Consider the following 25,585-nt stretch of genomic DNA (forward strand, 5'->3'; position numbering starts at 1 on the left):
AATGTTTGTTTAAAGTTTTAATTATTGGTCATCTTTTTTTGGAAGATATTCAAGTTCTACACGTTGGTTAGGACTTAAGTATTTTTTAGCAACATCTCTAATTTCTTCTCTCGTTATTGAACGGTAGATTTCAATTTCAGTATTGATAAGGTTAACATCACCTTTAAGTAAATAATTGGTTGCTAAGTTTTCGGCAACACCTTCAACACTTGAGTTAGAGTTAACGTAACGGTTTTCGAATTGGTTTTTAAGTTTTTGATAATCGCGTTCAGAAATTAATTCAGTTTGCAATTTTGCAATTTCCTCATCCATTTCACTTAATAACGCATCTAAAGTAACCTCACCTAATGGTAAAGCTAAAATTGCAAAAACGCTATAGTCCATTTGACCAAGGTTGATAGCTTGTGCTTGAAGTGCCATCTTTTTCTCGTCTACCAATTTTTTGTAGAGTACAGAACTCTTTCCACCACTTAAATAGCTAGAAACCATATCTAAAATATAAGACTCACGCTCTTTAAAGCCAGGCGTACGGTAAGCAGCAATAACCGCTGGGATTTGAATGTTATTGTCGTAAGCTTTTGCTTTAATGGTTTCAGTGATAGGCGTTTCTTTTGGGAAATTTCTAACTACATCAGCACCTCTTGGAATAGCACCGAAATAATCTTTTACCATTTTTTTGGTCTTGGCTACGTCGATATCACCTGCAACTACTAAAACAGCGTTGTTTGGTACGTAGTATTTTTTGAAATATGCTTGGAACTCCTCTAAAGTAGCCGCATCCAAATCTTCCATTTCACCAATATTTTTCTCTTTATAAGGGTGAACTGAGAATAAGTTTTCTCCAATAGCGCCTAAAAATCCACCGTAAGGTGCATTGTCATAACGCAATCTCTTTTCTTCTTTTACCACTTCGTTTTGAGTGTTTACACCAATTTGGTTGATGATTGGGTGCATTAAACGCTCAGATTCCATCCATAACCCTAATTCTAGATTGTTTGATGGAAATATCTCGTAATAATAAGTTCTGTCTAAAGACGTGTTTGCATTGTTGGTACCTCCGTTTGAAGAAACAACGTTAAACCATTCGCCACGGCCAATGTTTTGTGTGCCTTCAAATAAAAGATGTTCGAAAAAATGGGCAAATCCGGTACGGTTAGGCTCAAAATCTTTTCCTCCAACGTCGTACATAACTGAGGTAATTACTACTGGAGCTGTATTATCTTGATGTAGGATAACATGAAGACCGTTATCAAGATCAAACTCCTCAAATTCGACCTGTTGAGCATTGGCAAATGTGCCAAAAAGCAGCAAAGAGGCTAAAGAGAATAAACATTTTTTCATTGTGTTCTTTTTAATATTAATTATTATATACTGTAAGTAGCAACTTACTAACAAATGTTACACTTACAGCCAAAAATATCAAAATATAGTGGTATTTAGGTAGTTAAGCTGTAAAATAAATCTTAAAAATTGTGTTAATAACGAATTTTTCACGAATTTTAAGAATCATAATTCTAAAACAGTACAGCCATGAATAGATCTTTGTCCGTTGCCTTAAAATATGGCTTATTTATTACCGCCAGTTTAATCGCGTATTTCTTAATCTTGAGGTTATTCGATTTGCACAATAATGCGTGGTTGCGTATGGCCAATGGAATTTTCATGGCAGCAGGTATTTATTTCGCCATCAAGTATTACAAATTTAAATACAACGCAGACTTTACCTATGTTGACGGATTTAAAACAGGCTTACTGACAGGTTTTATAGCTACCGGTTTTTTTATCGTTTTTATGGCGATTTACATGTTCCACTTGGATACTGAATTTCCTAAAACGATCTTAAAAACGTGGTTTGATGACACCAATCAAGGAGCAGGAATTCTCATTATCATTATTTTGATGGAGGGTCTGGCCTCTACAGCGATTTTAACCCTCATGTTCATGCAAATCTTTAAGAAAAGTCAACATGTTGGTCAGCAGGAGCATTTGATGGGTGACGATAAATCAAAAATAAAATAATAAACGTTTTAGTTTAATCCTGTATTCCATTTATTAAAATGGGATTATTGCGCTATGCAAAATTTTAGGATTTCCGTGGTAATAAGAACTCATGTTAGGGAATTAGGGCGTTGAGGTGTTTATAGCACGTTGAGGTTTTTAAGAATTGTAATTGCTTCTAAGTCAAATTAAAGCATCGTAAAAAAGCAACGCTATTGACTTTTCCAAATTTTGGAGCAATTTATTTACTTCTGACGCTAAAAAACGTTTGTAGTTTAATTAATTAGGTGTATATTTGCACCCATTTTATAACAAAAATTAACTAATTTAAACGTTACGCTATGTACGCAATTGTAGAGATAGCAGGGCAACAATTCAAAGTTGAAAAAGACCAGAAAGTGTTTGTTCACCGTTTAGCAACAGAAGAAGGAAAGACAGTGTCTTTCGATAATGTTCTTTTGATTGGTGATGGTGAAAATATTACTTTAGGCGCCCCAGCTATAGACGGAGCTCTAGTAGGAGCAAAAGTCTTAAGTCACCTTAAAGGTGATAAAGTTATCGTTTTCAAAAAGAAAAGACGTAAAGGTTACCGTGTGAAAAACGGACACCGTCAAGCTCTTACTGAAATCGTTATTGAAAGCATTGTTGCTTCAGGAGCTAAAAAAGCTGAGAAAACTGAAAAAGCAAAGCCGGTAAAAGAAGCGAAAGCTGAAAAAGCTGCTCCAAAGGCGGCAGCAAAAAAATCAACTGGAAAAGCTGACGATTTGAAAAAAATCGAAGGTGCTGGACCTAAAGCCGCTGAAGCATTAGTTGCAGCAGGTGTTGATACATTTGCTAAATTAGCTGAAATGAAGCCAGAGGCTATCAGCGAAATTTTGACTGATGCTAGTTCAAGATTGGCTCACATAGTCACAGACACTTGGCCAAAGCAAGCTCAATTAGCTGCAGACGGTAAGTGGGATGAATTACAAGTTTATCAGGAAAAATTAGATGGTGGTATTGAAAAATAATTCAATCCATTAAGTATAACAAATTAAAACCTTAAGACAATGGCTCATAAAAAAGGAGTTGGTAGTTCTAAAAACGGTAGAGAATCAGAATCGAAACGCTTAGGTGTGAAGATTTTTGGTGGTCAAGCTGCTATTGCTGGAAATATCATCGTAAGACAAAGAGGCTATACACATCACCCAGGTGAGAATGTGTATGGTGGAAAAGATCACACTTTGCATGCAAAAGTTGACGGTCTTGTCAAATTTACAAAGAAGAAAGACAACAAGTCTTATGTATCAATTGAACCGTTTGACGTTTAATTAACACATATTCTTTTATATATCAAAAAACCCTTTCTGTTATCAGAAAGGGTTTTTTAGTTTAAAGCAGCACCTATTAATTTATATCAGACCTCCCAGTTTTTCAAACCCTGTGAGGTCTTTTAGCTTTTATACAATGTTCATCTTTTTCAATAGGAAACTCGCATTCATATTCTTGCAAACCCCAGTTTTGAACGTATAATCGAAATGCAATTCATCGTCAATAATTTCAGCGTCAAAATAGTAATTCTTGACATCCTCAAGTTCTTTCTCTATTTCACACAGGCTTAAATCGTGCGTTGCAATGATACCTGTAGCATTTGATGCGACAAGTTTTTCAACAAATTTGCGTGAGCCTATCGCTTTATCGGTACTGTTGGTGCCTTTTAATATTTCATCTAAGATGATAAAATAGGGTTCTTCCTGAATGGCGTCTACAATAAATTTTAAGCGCGTTAATTCTGAAAAGAAGTATGAGCTATCATCGGTTAAAGAATCGCTTGTACGCATGCTCGTAATGAGTTTTACAGGATTGTATTTGCTGGACGTAGCACAAACTGGCAGACCCACATTCGCCATCACGATATGGAGGGAGACCGTTCTCAAAAATGTACTTTTTCCAGCCATATTAGCGCCTGTAACAATAAAGAACTGTTCGTTCTCAATGACAAGATCATTATCCACTCGCTTTTCAGTTTTTAGTAACGGATGACCTAAACCAATTGCATTGATGACGTTCTTGTCATTGGTAATTGTTGGAAACACATACTGTGGATGGTTAAATGCATAATTCCCTAAACTGTTATAGGCATCAAAGAACGATACGACTTCAAACCAATCTTCTACTTTGTTTTTATAGTCTTCCAGCCATTGTTCTACTTTATAACTGTTTTTTAAATCCGATAAGAAATAACCGTTTCCAAAAATAGCAGAGATGAAGTTATTTCTATTATCCAACGCATCTAAGGCTTTCGAGAACTTATTGAAAATCAACGAAGCTTGCTGTGCTTCTGATTGAATTTGTTTTTGCTTTGCTTTTAGTAATTCTGAGGTGAACGTTTCATTTTCGATTTGATTCAGAAGTAAGGCGTATTGCTTAAAAGTGTCCTTCACCTTTCCGGTGTGCACTGATAATTCATTAATCCTTTTAACGTAAATCGCGGTAATCCCTAATCCTAAAAAGAGCCAATATCCTAAAAAGTTAGGACTGAGAATTTCAAAAAAGAACAATGCAAATAGCGTAATCGTACCCCCAAGAAACGCCATCGGAATCCATTTCATCGCTTTTGGCAGGAACATATTGTGGTTCTTTAGCCAAGTGATAATTGTTTGCGCTGGAGTTTCAACTTTAATTAAACTTGCTGTTGCGGAATATAATTGACGCCATTCCGGTTTTGACGCCAGTTCCTTAATAGCTTCCTGGCGTTGTTCAATACCATCCACCGCGTTTGCTGTTAAAGCTTTCGCCAATTTTTCAGTACCCTCATCAATAACGGTTCTATTGATAAATTGAAAGAAAGAACCACGTCCAAATAAATCGATATCCAAACTATAAAAGTGTAAAGGATCTTGATAGGTTAGCCCTTTATTTCTATCGTGAAAGCTACCTTTACTAATGTCAATCTCTGTTTGGTTAATAGCGATTAAGGCTTTTTTAAGCTGTCTTTGGGCTTTTACATCAGTATATCTGGACAAAAGGAAAACAAAGATTAGAATGCCTACAAATGCGATTCCTGCTGCTATTTTCCAATTGGAAAAGGTCATATAGATTCCAAATGCGGTCAGCAAAAAAACCACTATGCGTAACGTGCTTAACAAGGTCATTTTTTTGTGCAATGCACTTGCTTCAGCCTGATAACGTTCTATATTTTGCTGGTAATAATGGTTTGGATTATCCATGTATAAAATATTTATCTATAATTGCATGGCATCTACTGTGCCGAAAATTGAAATTATAGTTTTAACGGCATTTTTGTAAAATTCCGGATGAATGTTTTCAAAAGTGTCAGAAGGTTTATGATAGTCTTTGTGGTCTTCTACACCAAAGTATAAAAATGGAATCTTCATTTTATGAAACGGCGCATGGTCTGAAGCGTGGGTCCAATTCTGTTTCCCATCTTGACCATCATGGCCCATTAGCAGTATTACATCTGTTGAACTTTTATAATTGGAAATAACCGATTTTAAGGTAGTGTTATAAGCTGTTCCTACGGCATATAGCTCGTTTTTATCATTCCGACTGATCATGTCCATATTGATATTGAGCTTAATTTTATCCAACGGAACTATGGCATTGTTGACGTAATGATGGGAACCTGAAATGCCTAATTCTTCTGCATCAAAAGCTGCTAAAATAACCGAATGCTCTGGCGGATGGTTTTCAAGATATTCGGCAAATGCGAAAAGTGCTGCTATACCTGATGCATCATCATCCGCACCATTATAAATTTGGTTGTTTTTGATGCCTTCGTGATCATAATGCGCTGAGATAACTATATATTCCTCTGGCTTTGTTGAACCTTTAATTAGTCCTAAAACATTGACAGCATTGTAGGTGGTGCCTCTTGTCGTAAATGTAAATGCTTGTTCGTAATCCTTAACTAATGGTTCAACATTTAAGATTTTGAATTTGTCTATGATATAGTGTTTAGCTTTTTCAGCACCGGCGGTTCCTGTACGTCTGCCTTCAAAGGCATCTGAAGACAAGGTTTTAATGTGGTGGATTAAACTGTCTGTGTTAAAACCATAGTGTGCGTCAACACTAATCTGTTGCGCAGTAACCTGGGCATGAGCTAGTGTAATACTGCAAACCAATGCGAAAATCGAAAGGCACAATTTGTGCTTCATAATAGGGAGTATTTAAGATATAAAGAAACAAAAAATCCCAATAAAGCATTGGGATTTTGAGTGATATTAATTTCTTCCTTTTGGGAAGTATATGATTGGATTATCCTTTTAATCCTGCAGCTAAATATTCACGGTTTAATCGTGCAATATTTTCAAGAGAAATACCTTTAGGGCATTCCACTTCACAAGCTCCAGTATTGGTACAGTTACCAAAACCTTCTTCATCCATTTGCTTAACCATGTTTAAAACACGCTCTGTAGCCTCAATTTTTCCTTGTGGCAATAATGCAAATTGCGATACTTTAGCACCAACAAATAACATGGCAGATGAGTTTTTACAACTCGCTACACATGCACCACAACCAATACAGGTTGCAGATTCGAATGCTGTATCAGCATCATGTTTATTAATTGGAATAGCGTTGGCATCTATCGTGTTTCCTGAAGTGTTGACAGAGATAAATCCACCAGCATGCTGAATACGGTCAAATGAACTACGGTCTACAACTAAATCCTTAATGACAGGGAAAGCAGTTGCTCTAAAAGGCTCTATATGAATCGTGTCGCCGTCATTGAACATACGCATATGCAATTGGCACGTAGTTACTAATCGGTCAGGCCCATGAGCTTCTCCATTAATATATAATGAGCAAGTACCACAAATACCTTCACGACAGTCGTGATCAAATGCTACTGGTTCTTCGCCTTTATTAATGAGTTGTTCATTTAAAACGTCTAACATTTCTAGGAAAGACATATCGCCTTCAATACCGTCAATTTGGTAATCGACTAGTTTTCCTTTGGTGTCAGCGTTTTTTTGACGCCATATTTTTAAGGTTAATTTCATAACGTTACTTCTTATTTATAACTTCTCTCTTTCACTTCAATATTCTCGTACTTCAATTCTTCCTTATGAAGAACAGCCTCTTTTGGCTCACCTTTAAATTCCCATGCCGCAACATATTGGAATTCTGGTCGTCTCAATGCTTCACCTTCTTCTGTTTGGTATTCTTCTCTAAAGTGTCCACCAGCAGATTCTTCTCTTTGTAAAGCATCTTTCGCAAATAACTCACCTAATTCCAAGTAATCAGCTACACGCATTGCTTTTGCCAATTCCTCGTTATACTCGTTTTGCGTTCCAGGAACTCTAACATCTCTCCAGAATTCTTTACGAAGCTCTGCAATTTCAACAATAGCTTCTTGTAAGCCTTGTGCGTTACGAGCCATTCCGCATTTGTTCCACATGATTTTTCCAAGACGTTTATGGAAATGATCAACAGAATGTGTTCCTTTATTATTGATTAAGTGATCTAAACTGTCTTTAACGTTTTTCTCTGCTTGATCAAATTCAGGTGTATTTGTAGGTATTTTTCCTGTACGAATATCTTTCGATAGATAATCGCCAATAGTATATGGCAATACAAAATATCCATCAGCCAAACCTTGCATCAATGCCGAAGCACCAAGACGGTTAGCACCGTGGTCAGAGAAGTTTGCCTCTCCAATAGCATATAATCCAGGTACATTGGTCATCAAGTTGTAATCAACCCAAAGTCCACCCATGGTGTAATGCACCGCTGGATAAATCATCATTGGAGTGTTATATGGATCCTGATCTACGATTTTCTCATACATCTGGAATAAGTTGCCATACTTTTCTCTGATAACTTCTTGACCTAATTTTTTAACAAGCGCTTTATCGTTAACATCTAAATGTCTTACGGTTGCTTGTTCTTTTCCGTAACGCTCAATAGCAGATGCGAAATCTAAGTAAACGGCTTCACCTGTTTTATTAACACCATATCCAGCGTCGCAACGTTCTTTTGCTGCACGAGAGGCCACATCACGAGGTACTAAGTTACCGAATGCTGGGTAACGACGCTCTAAATAATAATCTCTGTTTTCTTCAGGAATTGCTGTTGGTTTTAATTTTCCTTCTCTAATGGCAAGAACATCTTCCATGTTTTTTGGTACCCAAATACGTCCGTCATTACGAAGCGATTCAGACATCAAAGTCAATTTAGATTGATGATCTCCAGAAACAGGAATACAAGTTGGGTGAATTTGAGTATAGCAAGGGTTTGCGAAGAAAGCGCCACGTTTGTGTGCTTTCCAAGCTGCCGTTACGTTACTTCCCATCGCATTGGTTGACAAGAAGAATACGTTTCCGTAACCTCCAGTTCCTAATACAACAGCATGAGCAGAATGACGCTCAATTTCACCTGTTACCAAGTTTCTTGCGATAATTCCTCGTGCTTTTCCATCAACGATAACAACGTCTAACATTTCGTGACGGTTATACATTTTGATTTTACCACGACCAATTTGACGGTTCATGGCAGAATAAGCACCTAATAATAATTGTTGCCCTGTTTGACCAGCAGCATAAAACGTTCTTGATACAAGAACACCACCAAATGAACGGTTATCTAATAATCCGCCGTATTCACGTGCAAAAGGAACCCCTTGAGCAACACATTGGTCAATGATATTTGCCGATACTTCTGCCAAACGATACACGTTAGCCTCACGAGAACGGTAATCACCACCTTTTACAGTATCATAAAATAAACGGTAAGTAGAATCCCCATCACCTTGATAGTTTTTCGCAGCATTAATACCACCTTGTGCAGCAATAGAGTGAGCACGACGTGGTGAATCCTGGAAACAAAACGCTTTTACGTTATAGCCTAATTCTGCTAAAGTAGCAGCGGCAGAACCTCCAGCCAAACCTGTACCTACAACGATAACATCAATGTTACGTTTGTTAGCTGGGTTGACAAGGTTAATGTTGTTTTTATAGTTGGTCCACTTATCCGCCAGTGGGCCTTCAGGTATTTTTGAATCTAAAGCCATATTAGATATTTTTTAGTGATTAAAATGATGATAAAGTGCGATAAAAATAAATCCTAATGGGATAATGATTGCATAAGCTTTACCAAACCCTTTTAATCCTCTTGTGTATTTATTGTTAGCTCCGACCGATTGGAATGCAGAACTGAACCCGTGTAATAAGTGAAGTGCTAAAAACACAAAGGCAAGACAGTAAAGCGCTACACGCCATACGTCTACAAACTTGTGCTGCAATTCTTCAAAATAGCGATATTCGCCATTTGCAAGCGTGCCGCTCATGTCTCCTTCTATGAATTTGGTGTTGATTTCCGGTAACCAGAAATCGTAAAAATGGAGTCCGAGGAACAATAAAATCGCGCCACCTGTCCAAATCATGTTTCTGCTCATCCAAGTAGAATTGGCACTGCCATTATTCTTGACATAAGCAATTTTACGTGCGTTTCTGTTTCTTATTTCCAAGATCATTCCCATCACAAAGTGAAAAAGAACGCCCAAAATTAAAATGGGTTGAAAAACATATTGCACTACCCAGAAGGTTCCCATAAAATGAGAAGCCTCGTTAAATGTATCCGCACTAAATACTGATAGGATATTAATTGCAAAATGTTGTAATAAGAAAATCATGAGGAAGAATGCCGAAAGTGCCATGGCAAACTTTCTTCCAATTGAAGAATTTAAAATTCCGCTCATCTTTTGAAGGTTAGTTTAATGTTAAGCAAAGATACACTTCAATCGATTGAATGCCAAAAAATAGAAATATTTATACTTATTTGGAATGATTTTAATTAAAAATTAAAGCGCGGATTTACGATCGTGTTATATATAGAACCAAATGAGTAACTTAAACCAACGTTGAAAAAATAATTATAACCCGATCTTAATTGTTGTTGTTGCAGTAAGAGTTTTTCTAAGGATACATCGCCTGCCGGAAGATTGATTTGGTTTCTGGTAATGCTATAACTGCCGCCCAAATTAAAGTTAAAACCTTTAACTATTCTGATATTTGTGCCTAAATAAAAGGTAAGCGAATTAAGACTTGTGTCGTGCAAATACTGTTCAAAAGCGGCTTCACCATTTATATTCCCCCATTTTTGGTTGACACTGCCTCCTAATTTCAATTCATGCTCCCATAGGTATTCATTTTCTTTGGCATAAACCGATTGCTGAATATAGTTGTTATAAGCGATGCCATTAGAATACGTCAGGGCCAACTGCTTTTTTGCTGATTCGGAATAGTTGAAGAAATTGTATTCAATTGCTGGTTTAAACTCCCAGTAAAATTCTTGGTTGCTATACATTGATGATCCTAAATTGGCAAACGCACCTGCGGACCAATGGTCGCTGATACTAATGATATCACTAATAGAAAGGTATTTTGAATTTCGCTTTGAAATAATATCAGTGCCGTTATAACTAAAGGTGGATTTATTCTCTGTAAAACCCGCCCTAAAGGAAAACTTGTTTGCCTCCGTAACACGTTTTGATGATACGTTGACATTAAAACTGCTGAATTTACTCGATTCTTCACCACTATAAAAACCAGAAACGGAGGTACCAAAAACCCAATAATTCCAAGGGTCACTAATGCTGTCCGTAGCCGTTTCGTTCTCTAGAGGTTTCGTAATGTTCACTGAAATGTGCTCGGTACTGCCTTTCTTTATCCAATATCTGACCAATCCTAATTTTACATATTTTAAAATTTTAATTCTGATATCATCACTGGTCATATCTGAATCTGTAGAAAACTTGATTTGATCTTGAAGGTCTTTAAACGATTTTTGACCTATAAAATCAATGGCATACTCACTGCCACCGCTGCCATTGGTTTGGCGTGTAAAAAATAAATGGACTTCCGCATAATTTTGGTCTCTTACAAATTCAACGTTTGTAAGGTTTTGTTTAATGTAAGTCACATCGCAAATGTCGCAATCAAAGAATATCTTTAGGTCTCTCGACTCTTGGGAAAATGCATAGGAAGACACAAGAATAAGGCAGAAAATCAGAGCGGATTTAAGCATGTAATTTAGCGGTTAAAGCGTTAGGGGCGTAAGATTAGCATGCGTGAAATCCCACAAATTCAATTGAATTTCAATCTAAAAGAAAATTAAAATCTGTTAGAAAGATAGAAAAAAAATGATTCTTAATCATATGAAGTTGAAAATCCGCATGAATTTTTTAAAACGATATGTGACTAGGCGTCTAAAATTTGATTTCCTCATCGCATATTTTACGGTTAAAAATTTCATAAAGCCGCTATAGATTTTTTTTAGCAACACTAAAACTGTAATTTTGAAAAAACTTCACATTATGAAATACGATCAAATAGACCGCACACTTTTTATAAAGAACCGAAAAAACTTTATGGCTCAAATGAAACCGAGCAGTTTAGCGGTTTTCAACTCAAATGATATTTACCCAATTAGTGCTGATAGCACCATGCCTTTTCAACAACACCGCGATATTTTTTATCTAAGTGGTGTAGATCAGGAAGAAAGCATCTTGGTGCTTTTCCCAGATTGTCCAAAAGAAAACCATCGTGAAATTTTATTCTTAAAAGAAACGAATGATCATATTGCTGTTTGGGAAGGTGAGAAATTGAGTAAGGAAGCGGCGTTTGAAACATCTGGTATCAAAACCGTGTATTGGTTGCAAGACATGGAGAAAATCATGTTTGAATTAATGACGCAATGTGATACCGTTTACATCAATACAAATGAACATTATCGTGCCAATGTAGAAACGGAAACTCGTGAAGACCGTTACACAAAATGGTTAAAGGAGAAATACCCTGCGCATTCTGTTGCGAAGAGTAATCCAATTTTACAGCGTTTACGTTCTGTAAAAGATCCAATTGAGATTGACTTGATGCAAAAAGCATGTAACATCACTGAAAAAGGATTTAGAAGACTGTTGAGTTTTGTTAAACCTGGTGTTTGGGAATATGAAATTGAAGCTGAATTGATGCACGAATTTTTACGTAACCGTTCTAAAGGCTTTGCGTATACGCCAATTATTGCTGCTGGAAACAATGCGAATGTATTGCATTATGTAGTCAACAATCAACAATGTAAAGAAGGCGATTTGATCCTATTGGATGTTGGTGCGGAATACGCTAATTATTCAAGTGATATGACCCGTACGATTCCAGTGGGCGGTAGATTTTCTAAGCGTCAAAAAGAAGTGTACAATGCTGTTAACCGCGTTAAAAAAGAAGCTTCTAAACTGTTGGTTCCTGGAACTGATTGGGCAGAATACCACAAAGAAGTTGGTGATATGATGACGTCAGAATTATTGGGTCTTAAACTACTTGACAAAGCCGATGTTCAAAATGAAAATAAAGATTGGCCAGCTTACAAAAAGTACTTTATGCATGGTACGAGTCACAATATCGGTTTGGATACGCATGATTACGGTATTTTAACTGAGCCAATGCAAGAGAATATGGTCTTTACTGTGGAGCCAGGTATTTATATTCCTGAAGAAGGGTTAGGTGTCCGATTGGAAGATGATTTGGTCATCCAAAAAACAGGAGAGCCGTTTAACTTGATGGGTAATATTCCTATTGAAGCAGACGAAATTGAAGACATAATGAATTCATAACATAAAGAAAAAGGCACTTGAAAAAGTGCCTTTTTTATTTTTACATGGTAACTGCGTTATGCAGGTACCAAGTCGAATACGTAGCGGTTGAGTTTTCTTAAAGTTTCAACCTTATCGCTCGTGTTAATCAACAATGATATATTGTTGTTGCTACCACCATAAGCAATCATTCTCACATTGACGTCTTGCAGAATTTGGAATAATTTTGGTGTGTCTGGATGATAGACAATCTGATTCCCCACTAAACATACAATGGTTCTATAATCGTCCACTTCTACTGTGGCGAATTTTTCTAATTCTTCAACTATTTCTGAAAGGTGTTTCGTGTCGTCAATAGTTAGAGACACTGCAATTTCAGAAGTTGTAATCATGTCAATAGACGTCTCATACTTCTCAAATATTTCGAATACTTTTTTTAAGAATCCGTGGGCAAGGAGCATTCGGGCCGATTTAATTTTAATGGCTGTAATGCCGTCTTTAGCTGCAATCGCTTTAATGCCTTCACCATGAATAGCATTAGTGATTAATGTGCCGTGAGAGGAAGGTGACATTGTGTTTTTTAATCGCACAGGAATGTCCAATTCTCTGACAGGCATTACGGTTTGTGGATGTAAGATTTTAGCTCCGAAATACGCCAACTCCGCTGCTTCATCAAATGATAAATTTGAAATGGCATGTGTGTCGGGTACAAAACGCGGATCATTATTATGGAAACCGTCAATATCGGTCCAGATTTGAACTTCAGTAGCCTGTAAGGCAGCGCCAATAATTGTAGCCGTATAATCACTTCCGCCACGTTGTAAGTTGGCAATATTGCCATCAGCATCTAAGCAGATAAATCCTTGGGTGATATAAATGTCCGCTTCAGGGCGCTCTTCGATGATGCGGTTAAAACTCTGACGGATATAGAAATTATCGGGTTCATTAAATTTATCAATCCGCATGAATTCCAAAGCGGGAAGTAAACACGCATTCAGACCTTCTTGTTTTAAAAAACGACTGAAGATAAAGGTGGACAACAATTCGCCTTGAGCAACAATTTTATTGGCTAATAATGGTGAATAAATAGCGTTGGTGTCATCTTTAAGCGAATCAAATATCGATTGCACATAAGTCTCTACTTCAGTTTTCAGCGCTTCGTTGTGAATCAATTTCGCCACCGTATGCTTATACGTGGTATGCAAATCAGAGATGAGGTCTAAGGCATTTTCAATCTCCTTAAATTTTATGCACTCTGAAATTGTTACCAAGGTGTTGGTAGTTCCTGACATAGCAGATAAAACCACCACTTTGCGTTGGCCATCGTTAATGATGTTTTTAACATTGGTCATGTTTTCAATTGACCCTACAGATGTTCCTCCAAATTTTAAAACAAGCATAATTATAATGTATTAAGCGCACGAAAGTAGAGGTCTTAAGCCTCTTAGCCATAAGAATTCAAAATTTTGACTAATTTTACACAAAATGTTATATAATTAACAAATGAGAACAATTGCAGCGTGCGTGCAGGAGATTTTGATTGCACAACCCTTTTTGGAAGAGGCGTTGTCCAGAGGAATTATCAATTATTCTGCTTTAGCGGAAGAGTTGGTAGCGCCAATTGGAGAAATGCTCAGAAAGCCTGTAAAATCTGGCGCTATCATGATGGCGTTGCGACGTTATCAACCTCCGGTCGATTTTGGAAATTCATTAAAACTTAAGCGCGTCATTCAGCATTTGGGAGATATCACCGTACGGTCTAATCTCACCGATTTCACGTTTCAAAATTCAAAAACCTTAATCCATAGCCATTCCAAAATAATGCGAGATATGGACGGGCTTTCCAATGTGTTTTATGCGTTTACGCGTGGTATTTACGAAAGCAACATTATAATATCATCAGCCCAAAAACATAACGTTCTTAAGAATTTTCAGTTTGAGCTTTTAATAGGAGAGAAAGCAGATCTTTCTGCAATTACCATCAGTTTGCCTTCAGATAACAGCAAGGTCACCGGACTTTATTATCAGATTTTTAAACGCTTGGCTTGGGAAGGCATTGCACTCTATGAAGTGGTATCCACGACCAATGAATTTACAATTTTGGTAGAAGATGACGTCGTGGACAGAGCCTTTTCTGTTATGAAGCGGTTGAAGGATTAAATTGTTTATACATATTAAGTAGGACAAATATTAATAGTGATGGGAAAATCCATCCCAAATTATAGTGACCTAGAGGAATGGTGTCAATAATCGCATTTAAACCCTCCGAAGGCATCAAAATCTTCAAGAAATCAGGAATGCTAAAGATAAAGGCCGTAATTACCGTGCCTCTAAAAACAAGCGCTGAGGCCCATTTTTCGGGAATAACATTCAACAGAATTAATATGATGGTAATCGGATAGATAAACATCAAGGCAGGAATAGCCACATCTATGATGAATTTTACATCAAATTGACCAATAACAATGCCCATGACACTTCCAATAATCGCGGTAATTGTATAGACGGTTTTGGAATTATTAAATAGCCCCTTTAAATAATCGGCAGTACCGGTAACAATTCCCACGGCAGTGGTAAAACATGCCAAGGCAATTAAAATACTCAATAAGCTCGCGCCGGCTGTTCCTAAGGTCTTATTTCCTAAACCTAGCAATAATGCGGATCTCGACACATCTTCTGGGAATTCTGAATTGTGTAACGATCCGATTAATACAAGTCCTGTATAGATGATGAATAATCCGAAACCTGCTACTAATCCCGCTTTAAAAATGAGTTTTTGTTTATCTGCAGCGGGACTGGAATTCTTTAAATTTATGGAGATGATCAACACCGCGCCAACAACCATTGCTGCAATAGCATCAAAGGTTTGATAGCCTTCTAAAATACCATCAACCAGCGGTGTGGTAAAATGTGTGGGTTGGACAACGCCCGGCGCCGAAAACACAGCAATCCCGATAATTGCCAACAAGATGACAATAATTATAGGTGTTAGATATTTGCCTAATAAGTCTAAAACTTGGGAGCGATTCATCACAAAAATGAATACCAAAACAAAATAGATGGTGCTGGTTAAGAGGCTGCTCGTATTGAAAAACGGTGCGATAGCCATTTCATGTGTTACGGAAGCTGTTCTTGGACCAGGAAGTAATAAGCAAATGCCATAGACGGTAAAACAATAAATGGTACTGAAAATTGGCGATACTTTTTTCCCAAAATCGTACATGGTGCCTTGTAATTTGGCATGCGCCACGATACCTAAAATGGGAAAAATTACTGCGGTAATAACGAAACCAATAGTGACCAATAACCATTTTTCGCCCGCTTGAAAGCCTAAGAAAGGTGGTAAAATAAGATTTCCAGCTCCAAAAAACATTGAAAATAATGCAAAACCGGTAATGAAAATGTCCTTGGTTCTATTCATTGCGTGCAAGCTTAAAATTGATAGCCAACTCATTAGGGTCAACTAAAGACTATAACTTATATTTGCCGAATATAGATTAAATATGATAGTAGAATACAAAGACATCCCAGTTTTTTATCAGGATCAAGGACGCGGAAAAACCGTGGTTTTACTACATGGTTTTCTTGAAACCTCAATCATGTGGAAGGATTTAATTCCTGAAATTGCAAAAAGCCATAGAGTAATTGCCATAGATTTATTAGGTCATGGCGAGACGGGCTGTTTGGGTTACATCCATACAATGGAAATGATGGCGGATGTTGTAAAGTTCGTTATGGAGCATTTACACATTGAAAAATCTGTAGTCATTGGGCATTCCATGGGAGGCTATGTTGCCTTGGCGCTGGCTGAAGCCTATCCTCACAAAGTTGAGAAATTATGTTTGATGAATTCGTCGCCATTTCCTGATTCGCCGGAACGTCAAACTAACAGAGATCGTGCGGTAGAAGCTGTGAAGTACAATCATAAGAATTTTATCAGAATGTCTATCGCTAATTTGTTCAGTCCTGATAATAGGGAGCGTTTTGATGAAGACATCGAGTTTATTAAATCGGTTGCCATGCAGTTGCCAGTTCAAGGGATTGTGGCGGCGTTGGAAGGTATGAAGGTGCGGAAGGACAGAAGTGAGTTGCTAAAAAATCTCAATATCCCAAAATTGGCTATCCTTGGCAGGAAGGATCCTGTTTTAGAGTATGATAGCGTACGCCCGCAGTTGGTAGCATTGGGCATTGAAATTGTTGATTTTCCTGACGGACACATGTCGCATATCGAAAATAAAGAAGAATTAACTTACAAATTAATGCATTTTGTCGAATAATAATGTGTTTTGGCGTTAATTGTGCTTATTTTGAGTAAGTTAGACCTCTCAAACACAGATAATCATGAAAAAAAACAATACTGCACCAGCTCCGATGAAGCTTTATTGTAATCTTTTCGGACACAAGTACGAAGTCTCTAAAAAAGTGACGCTACATGTTAAAGAATATACCTGTAAATGCTGCAAAAAACAATTGACCACCAATAGCGATGGCGATTTGACGGAATTGACACCTAAGTTTAAAGAAATCAATTCCATATTAGAGGAAATGTACGTGCGTCGAATGGAACGTTCTAGGGAAAAAGGCTTCCGAGTTCCTGCATACTAATACCGGCAATGCTCTTTTTTACTCTTTAGTGTATTTAAACTGTCAGATCAATCCAATTTTTTAAATGGAATACTTATCAATCGTGAAGCCATAATCTGACGCGGAATATTTTTCTTTTAAATTCTAATTTAAAACAATCTTAACACATAATCTTTTCGAAATTAATTCGTTTTGATTACTATGTAGGATGTTATAAAATTTTGAGTTTTGAAAAATTTATATTGCAGATTATTCAGTCACAGTTTCATAATAAAAAACGAAATCACGAAGTTCGTTAAAGAGTATACTTGTTCACAGTGCGGCAAGCATTTCACCACTAGCGATCAAGGGGATCTCATCCCTTTAACCGATAAAAGGCGTGAAATCAATCAAGAATTAAAATCGCTTTATAACAAACGCAGGAAGCTAAAAAAGAACGTTTATTGATCTTTTAATGCGTTCCAGCCTTTCGCAATTAATGGTACAAGCGTTTCTCCTCTCGTAATTAAATGCATGCCTCTTTCTTTTTCTGTCATATAACCAATAACGGTTAAATGTGGATTGCCTTTAATTTTTGGGAAATCTTCTTGGGAAACAGTCATTAACAATTCATAATCTTCGCCGCCATTTAAAGCAATGGTCGTGCTATCAATATTGAATTCTTCACATGTAGAGATAACTTGTGGATCTAGCGGAATTTTATTTTCATATAATGCCGCTCCAACACCGCTTTGTTTACATAAATGGATGATTTCTGACGACAGTCCATCGCTGATATCAATCATGGACGTTGGCTTCACTTTTAAATCTTTAAGCAACTTCACGATGTCCTTACGCGCTTCAGGTTTCAACTGTCGCTCAACAATATAAGTATACGGATCTAAATCAGGCTGGTTATTCGGATTCACTTTAAAGACTTCCTTTTCTCTTTGCAGTACTTGGAAACCCATGTAGGCGGCGCCTAAATCGCCAGAAACAACTAATAAATCATTAGGTTTTGCACCGCTTCTGTAGACTACATCGTTCTTATTGACTTCGCCAATGGCTGTTACAGAAATGATCAATCCGGTGGTAGAAGAGGTGGTGTCGCCGCCAACAATATCCACGCCGTACACTTGTGCGGCAGCTTCAAAGCCGGTATAAAGTTCTTCAATGGCTTCTAACGGGAACCTGTTAGACACAGCAATGGAAATAGTCACTTGTGTGGCCGTGGCGTTCATGGCATAAATATCAGATAAATTGACCATAATCGCTTTGTAGCCCAAATGCTTGAGCGGCATGTAGCTCAAATCAAAATGCACATGTTCTACCAATAGGTCGGTGCTGACCACAACTTGTTTCGATTTAAAATCTAAAACAGCGGCATCATCACCAATCCCTTTTACGGTCGATTTTTGTGTAATTTCAAAATGTTTGGTTAAATGGTCTATCAGGCCAAATTCACCCAAATCAGCCAGAGACGTACGTTGTTGGTTTTTATCTTCTATCATAATTGCAAATTTATTAATAAGCCCAGTAATACAACAGTTTTTATCAGAAAATTATGATAATCACTATGTGCAATTTCCTATAGTACCATTTACTAATATAATGTTAGGTTGTATGGTAAAACACTTCTTAAGTTGTATATTTGTGGTCTATTTAGAAATAATCTATATAACGCATGATAAAAGTATCTGAATCAGCTAAAAAGAAGGTCATTGAACTGATGACTGAAGATGGCTACAACTCGTTAACCGACTTTGTACGCGTTGCTGTGAAAAGTGGTGGTTGTTCGGGTTTATCATATGATTTGAAATTTGACAAATCACAAGACAGTGAGGATAAAGTTTTTGAAGATAATGGTGTCAAAATTATTGTCGATAAAAAAAGCTTTTTATACCTCATTGGTACAACTCTTGAATATTCAGGAGGGTTGAATGGTGCAGGCTTTGTATTTAACAATCCAAACGCCAATCGTACCTGCGGATGTGGGGAATCATTTTCCCTTTAAACCCATCCCATCTTCCTAAGAGGAAGAAAATGAATAATTAATGAAATTGACATGACGAAATACACAGAAGACGACTTAAGAGAAGAATTAAAAACCAAGGAATACGAGTATGGTTTTTACACGGATATGGAGTCAGATACGTTTCCCATTGGTTTAGATGAAGATGTTGTTCGCGCCATCTCATTGAAAAAAGAAGAACCACAATGGATGACGGACTGGCGTTTGGAAGCATTCCGTGCCTGGAAAGATATGATTGAACCAGAATGGGCGAACGTGAAATACGTAAAACCAGACTTTCAATCTATTTCTTATTACTCCGCACCAAATACTAAACCTAAGTATGATAGTTTAGATGAGGTAGATCCTGAACTATTGGAGACCTTTAAAAAACTAGGTATTTCTCTTGATGAACAGAAAGCCTTGGCAGGTGTTGCAATGGATGTTGTAATTGACTCCGTTTCAGTAGCCACAACGTTCAAGAAAACCTTGAATGAAAAGGGTATTATTTTCTGCTCTATAAGTGAAGCTATTAGAGAGCATCCGGAATTAGTAAGAAAATATATTGGTACAGTGGTGCCACAAAAAGACAATTTCTATGCAGCCTTAAATTCTGCTGTATTTAGTGATGGTAGTTTCTGCTACATTCCAAAAGGCGTGCGTTGCCCAATGGAATTGTCAACCTATTTCCGAATCAACCAAGCCAATACAGGGCAGTTTGAAAGAACCCTTGTGATTGCTGATGAAGGAAGTTATGTGAGTTATTTGGAAGGTTGTACCGCGCCAAGTAGAGATGAGAACCAATTGCATGCCGCTGTGGTAGAGTTGATTGCTATGGATGATGCTGAGATTAAATACTCAACCGTTCAGAACTGGTTCCCTGGAAATGCTGAAGGAAAAGGTGGCGTGTATAACTTCGTAACCAAAAGAGGCTTGTGTGAGAAAAACGCAAAAATCTCATGGACACAAGTGGAAACAGGTTCAGCAATTACATGGAAATATCCAAGCTGTATCTTAAAAGGTGATAATTCAGTAGGTGAATTTTACTCTATTGCCGTTACCAACAATCACCAACAGGCAGATACTGGAACGAAAATGATCCATTTGGGTAAAAATACCAAATCGACCATTATCTCCAAAGGTATTTCTGCAGGTAAATCTCAAAATTCCTATAGAGGATTGGTTCAAGTGAGTTCAAGAGCTGATAACGCCCGTAACTTCTCGCAGTGTGATAGTTTATTGATGGGTAATGATTGTGGAGCGCATACCTTCCCATACATTGAGGTCAAAAATAAATCGGCCATAATTGAACACGAGGCAACGACCAGTAAAATTGGTGAAGATCAAATTTTCTACTGTAATCAACGTGGAATCGATACTGAGAAAGCCATTGCGTTAATCGTTAACGGTTTTAGTAAGGAAGTATTGAATAAGCTGCCGATGGAATTTGCCGTGGAAGCTCAAAAATTATTGGAGATCAGTTTAGAAGGCTCTGTTGGATAATACACCAACGCCGTCATTATATAATAGTACAAGTTTAGAAAATAAAATAGTCAGATTCTGAAAGTAAACCCTCAGGATTTGGTCCCGATGCAAAGGGATAATAATTGAAAGTTAAATCTTATGTTGAAAATTAACAATTTACACGCAAGTGTTGAAGATAAAGCCATCTTAAGAGGCATTAATTTAGAAGTGAAAGCAGGGGAAGTACATGCCATTATGGGACCAAATGGTTCTGGTAAAAGTACCTTGGCATCTGTTATTGCGGGTAAGGAAGAATATGAAGTAACCGAAGGAGAGATCTTATTGGAAAACGTAAATATTGACGAGATGGCACCAGAAGAGCGTGCTCACAAAGGTATTTTCCTGTCTTTTCAATATCCTGTAGAAATCCCTGGAGTTTCTGTAACAAACTTCATGAAAACTGCTATCAATGAAACCCGTAAAGCAAACGGTCTTCCTGATATGCCAGCTAATGAGATGTTGAAATTGATCCGCGAAAAATCTGAAATGTTAGAGATTGACCGTAAATTTTTATCCAGATCTTTAAACGAAGGATTTTCAGGTGGTGAGAAGAAGCGTAACGAAATATTCCAAATGGCCATGTTGGAGCCTAAATTAGCAATCCTTGATGAAACGGATTCTGGTTTGGATATTGATGCTTTGCGCATTGTAGCCAACGGCGTTAACAAATTAAGAAGTAGGGATAATGCAGTCATTGTTATTACGCACTACCAACGTTTGTTAGATCATATCGTTCCTGATTTTGTACACGTATTGTTTGAAGGACGTATCGTAAAATCTGGAGGTAAGGAATTGGCACATGAGCTTGAAGAAAAAGGCTACGACTGGATTAAAGAGGAAGTGAACGCTTAATTAAGTATGCAGTCCACAGGATGCAGTCTTCAGTGACTGCTGACTGAAAACTGCCAACTGAAGACTGAAAAAATGGAATTAAAAGAAAAACTCATAGCCTCATTTATGGCATTCGAAAATCAGGTGGATATCGATTTGCCTGTACATGATGTGCGTAGTGAAGCAATAAAGCAATTTGAAACCCAAGGTTTCCCATCCAAACGTGATGAGGCTTGGAAATACACGTCTTTAAACAGTATTTTAAAGCATGATTATAGCGTGTTCCCAAAACGCGAAAATCATATTGATTATAACGATATTAAAAAATATTTCATCCACGATATTGACACCTATAAGATTGTCTTTATTGATGGGAAATATTCATCACATCTTTCTGAGACCACGCATGACGGTATTGATGTGTGCTTAATGTCATCAGCATTAACAAAGCCTAAATACAGACTCATTATTGAGAATTATTTCAATAAAGTGGCCACAAAAGATAGCTTATCATCTTTAAATACGGCTTTTTCTCAAGAAGGTGCCTACATTCATATTCCTAAAAATAAATTGGTAGCAAAACCAATTCAGATTGTACATTTTTCTACAGGAAATGAAGCAGCATTATTGTTGCAACCTCGTAACTTGATTGTGGTGGATGAGAATTCACACGTTCAAATTATTGAGCGTCACCAAAGTTTGACTGAAAACCCAGTGTTGACCAATAGTGTCACTGAGATTTACGCAAATAAACGTGCCATTGTGGATTATTATAAAATCCAGAATGACAATGAAAACGCATCGTTAATTGACAGCACTTTCGTCAATCAAAAGCAAGAAAGTGTTGCTTCCGTGCATACGTTTTCTTTTGGAGGTAAACTGACCCGTAATAACCTGAATTTCTATCAAAATGGAGAACGTGTAGATTCTACAATGAAGGGAATTACCATTATCGGTAACAAACAACATGTAGATCACAACACTCTTGTTCACCATATTGAACCAAATTGCGAAAGCCATCAAGACTACAAAGGTATTTTTGGAGACAGCAGTACCGGTGTATTTAATGGTAAAGTTTTGGTGGATAGAGAAGCACAAAAAACCAATGCATTTCAAGCCAACAATAATATTTTGTTGAGTGATAAAGCGACCATCAACACGAAGCCTCAATTAGAGATTTTTGCTGATGACGTGAAATGTTCTCATGGCTGTACCATCGGACAGTTAGATGAAACTGCTATGTTTTACTTGCGTTCTAGAGGTGTTCCAGAAAAGGAAGCAAAAGCATTATTGATGTTTGCTTTTAGTAACAATGTTATGAGTTCAGTTAAAATCCCAGAAATTAAACAGCGTATCACTAAGATTATCGCGACTAAATTAGGGGTTAATATTGGCTTCGATCTGTAATTCCTAAACGCAAGATCCTCTTAAATTAAATTTGAATTTATTTTATTTGGAGCTATTTCCAGCTTTCGGCAGTCGCTCTCTACGAGGAGCTCCAACAATGCCTCAATCTGGGCTATGAAAAAATAAAACCTATGTTCAACGTAGAAACTATAAGAAAAGACTTCCCAATACTTAAAAGACAAGTTAATGGGAAGTCTTTGGTGTATTTTGACAATGCTGCAACCTCACAAACCCCACAACAGGTTATTGATGTTATTGTAGATTATTATTCAAATTACAACGCGAATATTCACAGAGGTGTGCATACGTTAAGTCAAGAAGCAACTGACAAATACGAACAGGCACGCCTTAAGATTCAGAAGCATTTTAATGCAAAGGCGTCTCATGAAATCATCATGACCTCAGGTACTACACACGGCATCAATTTGGTGGCAAGTGGTTTTACCGCGCTATTGGAAAAAGGCGATGAAATTATTGTTTCGGCTTTAGAACACCATAGCAATATTGTGCCTTGGCAAATGTTGTGCGAGCGTACTGGCGCAATTTTAAAGGTCATTCCTATGAATGACGAAGGCGAATTGGTCATGTCTGCTTACACGGACTTACTCTCTGACAAAACAAAACTTGTTTTTGTAAATCATATATCAAACGCCTTAGGAACCATTAATCCTATTGAGTTCATCATCCAAAAAGCACACGCCGTTGGAGCAGCGGTATTGATTGATGGGGCGCAGGCATGCCCTCATGTGAAACCAGATGTGCAAGCGCTTGATGTCGATTTTTATGTGGCATCAGCTCATAAAATGTGTGGTCCAACAGGGGTTGGGATGTTGTATGGAAAAGAAGAATGGCTAAATAAACTACCTCCTTATCAAGGCGGTGGGGAGATGATTGCTGAAGTTACATTTGAGAACACTACTTATGCTGACTTGCCTCACAAATTTGAAGCAGGTACACCAAATATCTGCGGAGGTATCGCTTTCGGAGCAGCAATAGATTATATGAATACTATAGGCTTCGATAAAATTGCTGCTTACGAGCATGAACTTTTAGACTATGCTACGGCGGAACTTCTAAAAATAGAAGGCTTAAAAATTTATGGGACTGCAAAAGAAAAAACATCAGTAATTTCTTTCAACTTAGAAGGTATTCATCCATATGATGTGGGCACATTGCTAGATAAAATGGGCATTGCGGTACGTACCGGACATCATTGTGCACAACCTATTATGAATTATTTTAAGATTCCTGGAACCATAAGAGCGTCTTTTGCTTTTTACAATACGAAGGAAGAAATTGATGCCTTGGTATCTGCCACTAAAAAAGCCCAATTAATGCTTTCATAGATGGTCTTCAACGTTATAAAACTCAGTAAACTATAGTAGAAAAACATCCGAAAGGGTGTTTTTTTTATGCCAAATTGCGAATAAATTGCAATTTGCATTTCATCGAAAAATCATTAAAAAAGTTATCAATTTAGCTTGTTTTTTATTTCAATACTCTACTTTAGGGAAAATTTTAACTTAAAACATAGATTTATATGAAAAAAATTTTCCTAGGAATGGCAGCTTTAGCACTCGTTTTCACATCTTGTGATAAAAACGAAGAAGCGATCAATCAAGAGCAAGTAAGTGTTGATATGAGTGACTTTAACTTGTATACAGATCTTGCTGACACAGGAGAGGCTAGACCTTCATCAGATGCGGCGTTAAAGAATTGTTTTTCCATGGCTAACCTGAACAGGTTATTGGATGAAAACCCGGGGCTATACAAAAAAATGTATGACGTAGAGTATCATACAAGAAAAAGTCAAGTAGGAAAAGGTAAGCCAGGCGGCGGAGGCGGAGAAGACCCGACACCACCATCAGATAACTTAGGGGTAATAACTATTCCGGTTTATGTACATGTGGTGTACAGCAATTCTCAGGAAAATATCTCTGATCAGCAAATTGCTTCACAAATGGCAGTTTTAAATAAGGATTTCAGAAAAACAAACTCTGATCTAAATACTATTCCAGCAGAATTTGCTGGCCTTGCAGCTGATACTGAAGTGCAGTTTACACTTGTTAACACATTCAGACACGCTAATTCAAAAACCTCATGGGGAACTAATGACCAAGTGAAAAGTGTTTATCCACCAGTATCTCCAGAAACTCATTTAAACATTTGGGTTTGTAACATTGGCGGTGGTATTTTAGGTTACGCACAGTTTCCTGGAGGTCCACTTGCTACAGACGGTGTTGTAGTAGGGCCTAACTATTTTGGAACTACAGGCTATGTGTCTTCTCCATTTGATAAAGGAAGAACATTAACACATGAGGTTGGACATTATTTAAACTTACGTCACATTTGGGGTGATGGAAGATGTAATCAAGATGATTATGTTGCTGATACGCCAACTTCTGATGGCCCAAATTATGGTTGTCCATCTTACCCAACAGTTAACTGTAGATCTACGGACATGACTATGAACTATATGGATTATACTAATGACGCTTGTATGAGCATGTTTAGTTTAGGTCAGAAATCAAGAATGCGTACCATCTTTGCTTCAGGAGGTCCTAGAGCTGCTATGGCAAACTAAAAACACATAAATATGAAACAAAATGCCTCTTTATGAGGCATTTTTTGTTGACAAATTTAAATGCCGATAAGGCGAAAA

The 25,585-nt window shown here is 37.3% G+C and carries 23 protein-coding genes; 13 read left to right on the plus strand and 10 right to left on the minus strand.

What is annotated here, in order from left to right; all coding sequences use genetic code 11:
* Positions 1-21: 21 nt before the first annotated feature.
* On the minus strand, positions 22-1,341 hold the full coding sequence (locus tag Q0947_RS07055) for a pitrilysin family protein (protein ID WP_299394344.1): 1,320 nt from the start codon (positions 1,339-1,341) through the stop codon (positions 22-24).
* A gap of 189 nt (positions 1,342-1,530) precedes the next feature.
* Between Q0947_RS07055 and Q0947_RS07060 the strand changes: the two genes are divergently transcribed.
* The 3 genes from Q0947_RS07060 to rpmA all read left to right on the plus strand — a co-directional run bounded on the left by Q0947_RS07060 (position 1,531) and on the right by rpmA (position 3,308).
* Positions 1,531-2,019, plus strand: a complete 489-nt coding sequence (locus Q0947_RS07060) for a DUF4199 domain-containing protein (protein ID WP_299394348.1) — start codon at positions 1,531-1,533, stop codon at positions 2,017-2,019.
* Between the two features lie 320 nt (positions 2,020-2,339).
* Complete coding sequence (gene rplU / locus Q0947_RS07065) at positions 2,340-3,008, plus strand: 50S ribosomal protein L21 (RefSeq protein WP_299394353.1); 669 nt, start codon at positions 2,340-2,342, stop codon at positions 3,006-3,008.
* A gap of 39 nt (positions 3,009-3,047) precedes the next feature.
* Positions 3,048-3,308 (plus strand): 50S ribosomal protein L27, encoded by a 261-nt coding sequence (gene rpmA / locus Q0947_RS07070; RefSeq protein ID WP_299394357.1) that lies wholly within the window; start codon positions 3,048-3,050, stop codon positions 3,306-3,308.
* A gap of 129 nt (positions 3,309-3,437) precedes the next feature.
* Here the strand turns inward: rpmA and Q0947_RS07075 are convergent, their stop codons facing one another.
* The 6 genes from Q0947_RS07075 to Q0947_RS07100 all read right to left on the minus strand — a co-directional run bounded on the left by Q0947_RS07075 (position 3,438) and on the right by Q0947_RS07100 (position 11,026).
* Positions 3,438-5,207 carry a DNA mismatch repair protein MutS gene (locus Q0947_RS07075; RefSeq protein ID WP_299394361.1) on the minus strand — a complete coding sequence of 590 codons (1,770 nt, stop codon included), beginning with the start codon at positions 5,205-5,207 and terminating at the stop codon, positions 3,438-3,440.
* A 15-nt stretch (positions 5,208-5,222) separates the two neighbouring features.
* Complete coding sequence (locus tag Q0947_RS07080) at positions 5,223-6,155, minus strand: M28 family peptidase (RefSeq protein WP_299394365.1); 933 nt, start codon at positions 6,153-6,155, stop codon at positions 5,223-5,225.
* A 100-nt stretch (positions 6,156-6,255) separates the two neighbouring features.
* Positions 6,256-7,002 carry a succinate dehydrogenase/fumarate reductase iron-sulfur subunit gene (locus tag Q0947_RS07085; protein WP_299394368.1) on the minus strand — a complete coding sequence of 249 codons (747 nt, stop codon included), beginning with the start codon at positions 7,000-7,002 and terminating at the stop codon, positions 6,256-6,258.
* 11 nt (positions 7,003-7,013) lie between these two features.
* On the minus strand, positions 7,014-9,011 hold the full coding sequence (locus Q0947_RS07090) for a fumarate reductase/succinate dehydrogenase flavoprotein subunit (protein ID WP_299394371.1): 1,998 nt from the start codon (positions 9,009-9,011) through the stop codon (positions 7,014-7,016).
* A gap of 12 nt (positions 9,012-9,023) precedes the next feature.
* Positions 9,024-9,698, minus strand: coding sequence for a succinate dehydrogenase cytochrome b subunit (locus tag Q0947_RS07095; RefSeq protein WP_299394375.1), 675 nt, complete (start codon positions 9,696-9,698; stop codon positions 9,024-9,026).
* Positions 9,699-9,793: 95 nt separating this feature from the next.
* Positions 9,794-11,026: a hypothetical protein gene (locus tag Q0947_RS07100; protein WP_299394379.1), complete on the minus strand. Its 1,233-nt coding sequence runs from the start codon at positions 11,024-11,026 to the stop codon at positions 9,794-9,796.
* A 289-nt stretch (positions 11,027-11,315) separates the two neighbouring features.
* On the opposite strand from Q0947_RS07100, the gene Q0947_RS07105 reads away from it, so the two are divergent.
* Entirely contained in the window at positions 11,316-12,608 is a 1,293-nt protein-coding gene (locus Q0947_RS07105) for an aminopeptidase P family protein (RefSeq protein ID WP_299394384.1), read from the plus strand.
* Positions 12,609-12,664: 56 nt separating this feature from the next.
* On the opposite strand, the gene Q0947_RS07110 is transcribed toward Q0947_RS07105, so the two are convergent.
* Positions 12,665-13,987 (minus strand): aspartate kinase, encoded by a 1,323-nt coding sequence (locus Q0947_RS07110; RefSeq protein ID WP_299394388.1) that lies wholly within the window; start codon positions 13,985-13,987, stop codon positions 12,665-12,667.
* A gap of 103 nt (positions 13,988-14,090) precedes the next feature.
* Between Q0947_RS07110 and Q0947_RS07115 the strand changes: the two genes are divergently transcribed.
* Positions 14,091-14,747, plus strand: a complete 657-nt coding sequence (locus Q0947_RS07115; protein WP_299394392.1) for a hypothetical protein — start codon at positions 14,091-14,093, stop codon at positions 14,745-14,747.
* Here the strand turns inward: Q0947_RS07115 and brnQ are convergent.
* Complete coding sequence (gene brnQ, locus Q0947_RS07120) at positions 14,725-16,008, minus strand: branched-chain amino acid transport system II carrier protein (protein ID WP_299394397.1); 1,284 nt, start codon at positions 16,006-16,008, stop codon at positions 14,725-14,727. The two genes, Q0947_RS07115 and brnQ, sit on opposite strands and share 23 nt — an antisense overlap.
* An 82-nt stretch (positions 16,009-16,090) precedes the next feature.
* Here brnQ and Q0947_RS07125 point away from each other — a divergent pair, with 82 nt between their 5' ends.
* Together Q0947_RS07125 and Q0947_RS07130 are read left to right on the plus strand one after the other, a co-directional pair.
* A complete protein-coding gene (locus Q0947_RS07125; RefSeq protein ID WP_299394401.1) occupies positions 16,091-16,864 on the plus strand; it encodes an alpha/beta hydrolase in 774 nt (257 codons plus the stop codon).
* A 64-nt stretch (positions 16,865-16,928) separates the two neighbouring features.
* On the plus strand, positions 16,929-17,192 hold the full coding sequence (locus Q0947_RS07130) for a DUF1660 family phage protein (RefSeq protein ID WP_299394405.1): 264 nt from the start codon (positions 16,929-16,931) through the stop codon (positions 17,190-17,192).
* 419 nt (positions 17,193-17,611) lie between these two features.
* Here Q0947_RS07130 and thiL read toward each other — a convergent pair whose 3' ends face one another.
* Positions 17,612-18,661: a thiamine-phosphate kinase gene (gene thiL / locus Q0947_RS07135; RefSeq protein WP_299394409.1), complete on the minus strand. Its 1,050-nt coding sequence runs from the start codon at positions 18,659-18,661 to the stop codon at positions 17,612-17,614.
* 173 nt (positions 18,662-18,834) lie between these two features.
* Between thiL and Q0947_RS07140 the strand changes: the two genes are divergently transcribed.
* The 6 genes from Q0947_RS07140 (at position 18,835) to Q0947_RS07165 (ending at position 25,507) form a co-directional block, all read left to right on the plus strand.
* A complete protein-coding gene (locus Q0947_RS07140; protein ID WP_299394414.1) occupies positions 18,835-19,164 on the plus strand; it encodes an iron-sulfur cluster assembly accessory protein in 330 nt (109 codons plus the stop codon).
* Between the two features lie 51 nt (positions 19,165-19,215).
* Positions 19,216-20,664: a Fe-S cluster assembly protein SufB gene (gene sufB, locus Q0947_RS07145; protein WP_299394418.1), complete on the plus strand. Its 1,449-nt coding sequence runs from the start codon at positions 19,216-19,218 to the stop codon at positions 20,662-20,664.
* A gap of 120 nt (positions 20,665-20,784) precedes the next feature.
* A complete protein-coding gene (gene sufC, locus Q0947_RS07150) occupies positions 20,785-21,537 on the plus strand; it encodes a Fe-S cluster assembly ATPase SufC (protein WP_299394423.1) in 753 nt (250 codons plus the stop codon).
* 72 nt (positions 21,538-21,609) lie between these two features.
* Entirely contained in the window at positions 21,610-22,923 is a 1,314-nt protein-coding gene (sufD, locus tag Q0947_RS07155; RefSeq protein WP_299394429.1) for a Fe-S cluster assembly protein SufD, read from the plus strand.
* 131 nt (positions 22,924-23,054) lie between these two features.
* Entirely contained in the window at positions 23,055-24,269 is a 1,215-nt protein-coding gene (locus Q0947_RS07160) for a cysteine desulfurase (protein ID WP_299394433.1), read from the plus strand.
* Positions 24,270-24,463: 194 nt separating this feature from the next.
* Positions 24,464-25,507, plus strand: a complete 1,044-nt coding sequence (locus Q0947_RS07165; protein WP_299394437.1) for a zinc metalloprotease — start codon at positions 24,464-24,466, stop codon at positions 25,505-25,507.
* Positions 25,508-25,585 lie beyond the last annotated feature (78 nt).

This window comes from uncultured Gelidibacter sp. (assembly GCF_947500795.1).
In the GTDB taxonomy this organism is placed as follows: Bacteria; Bacteroidota; Bacteroidia; order Flavobacteriales; family Flavobacteriaceae; genus Gelidibacter.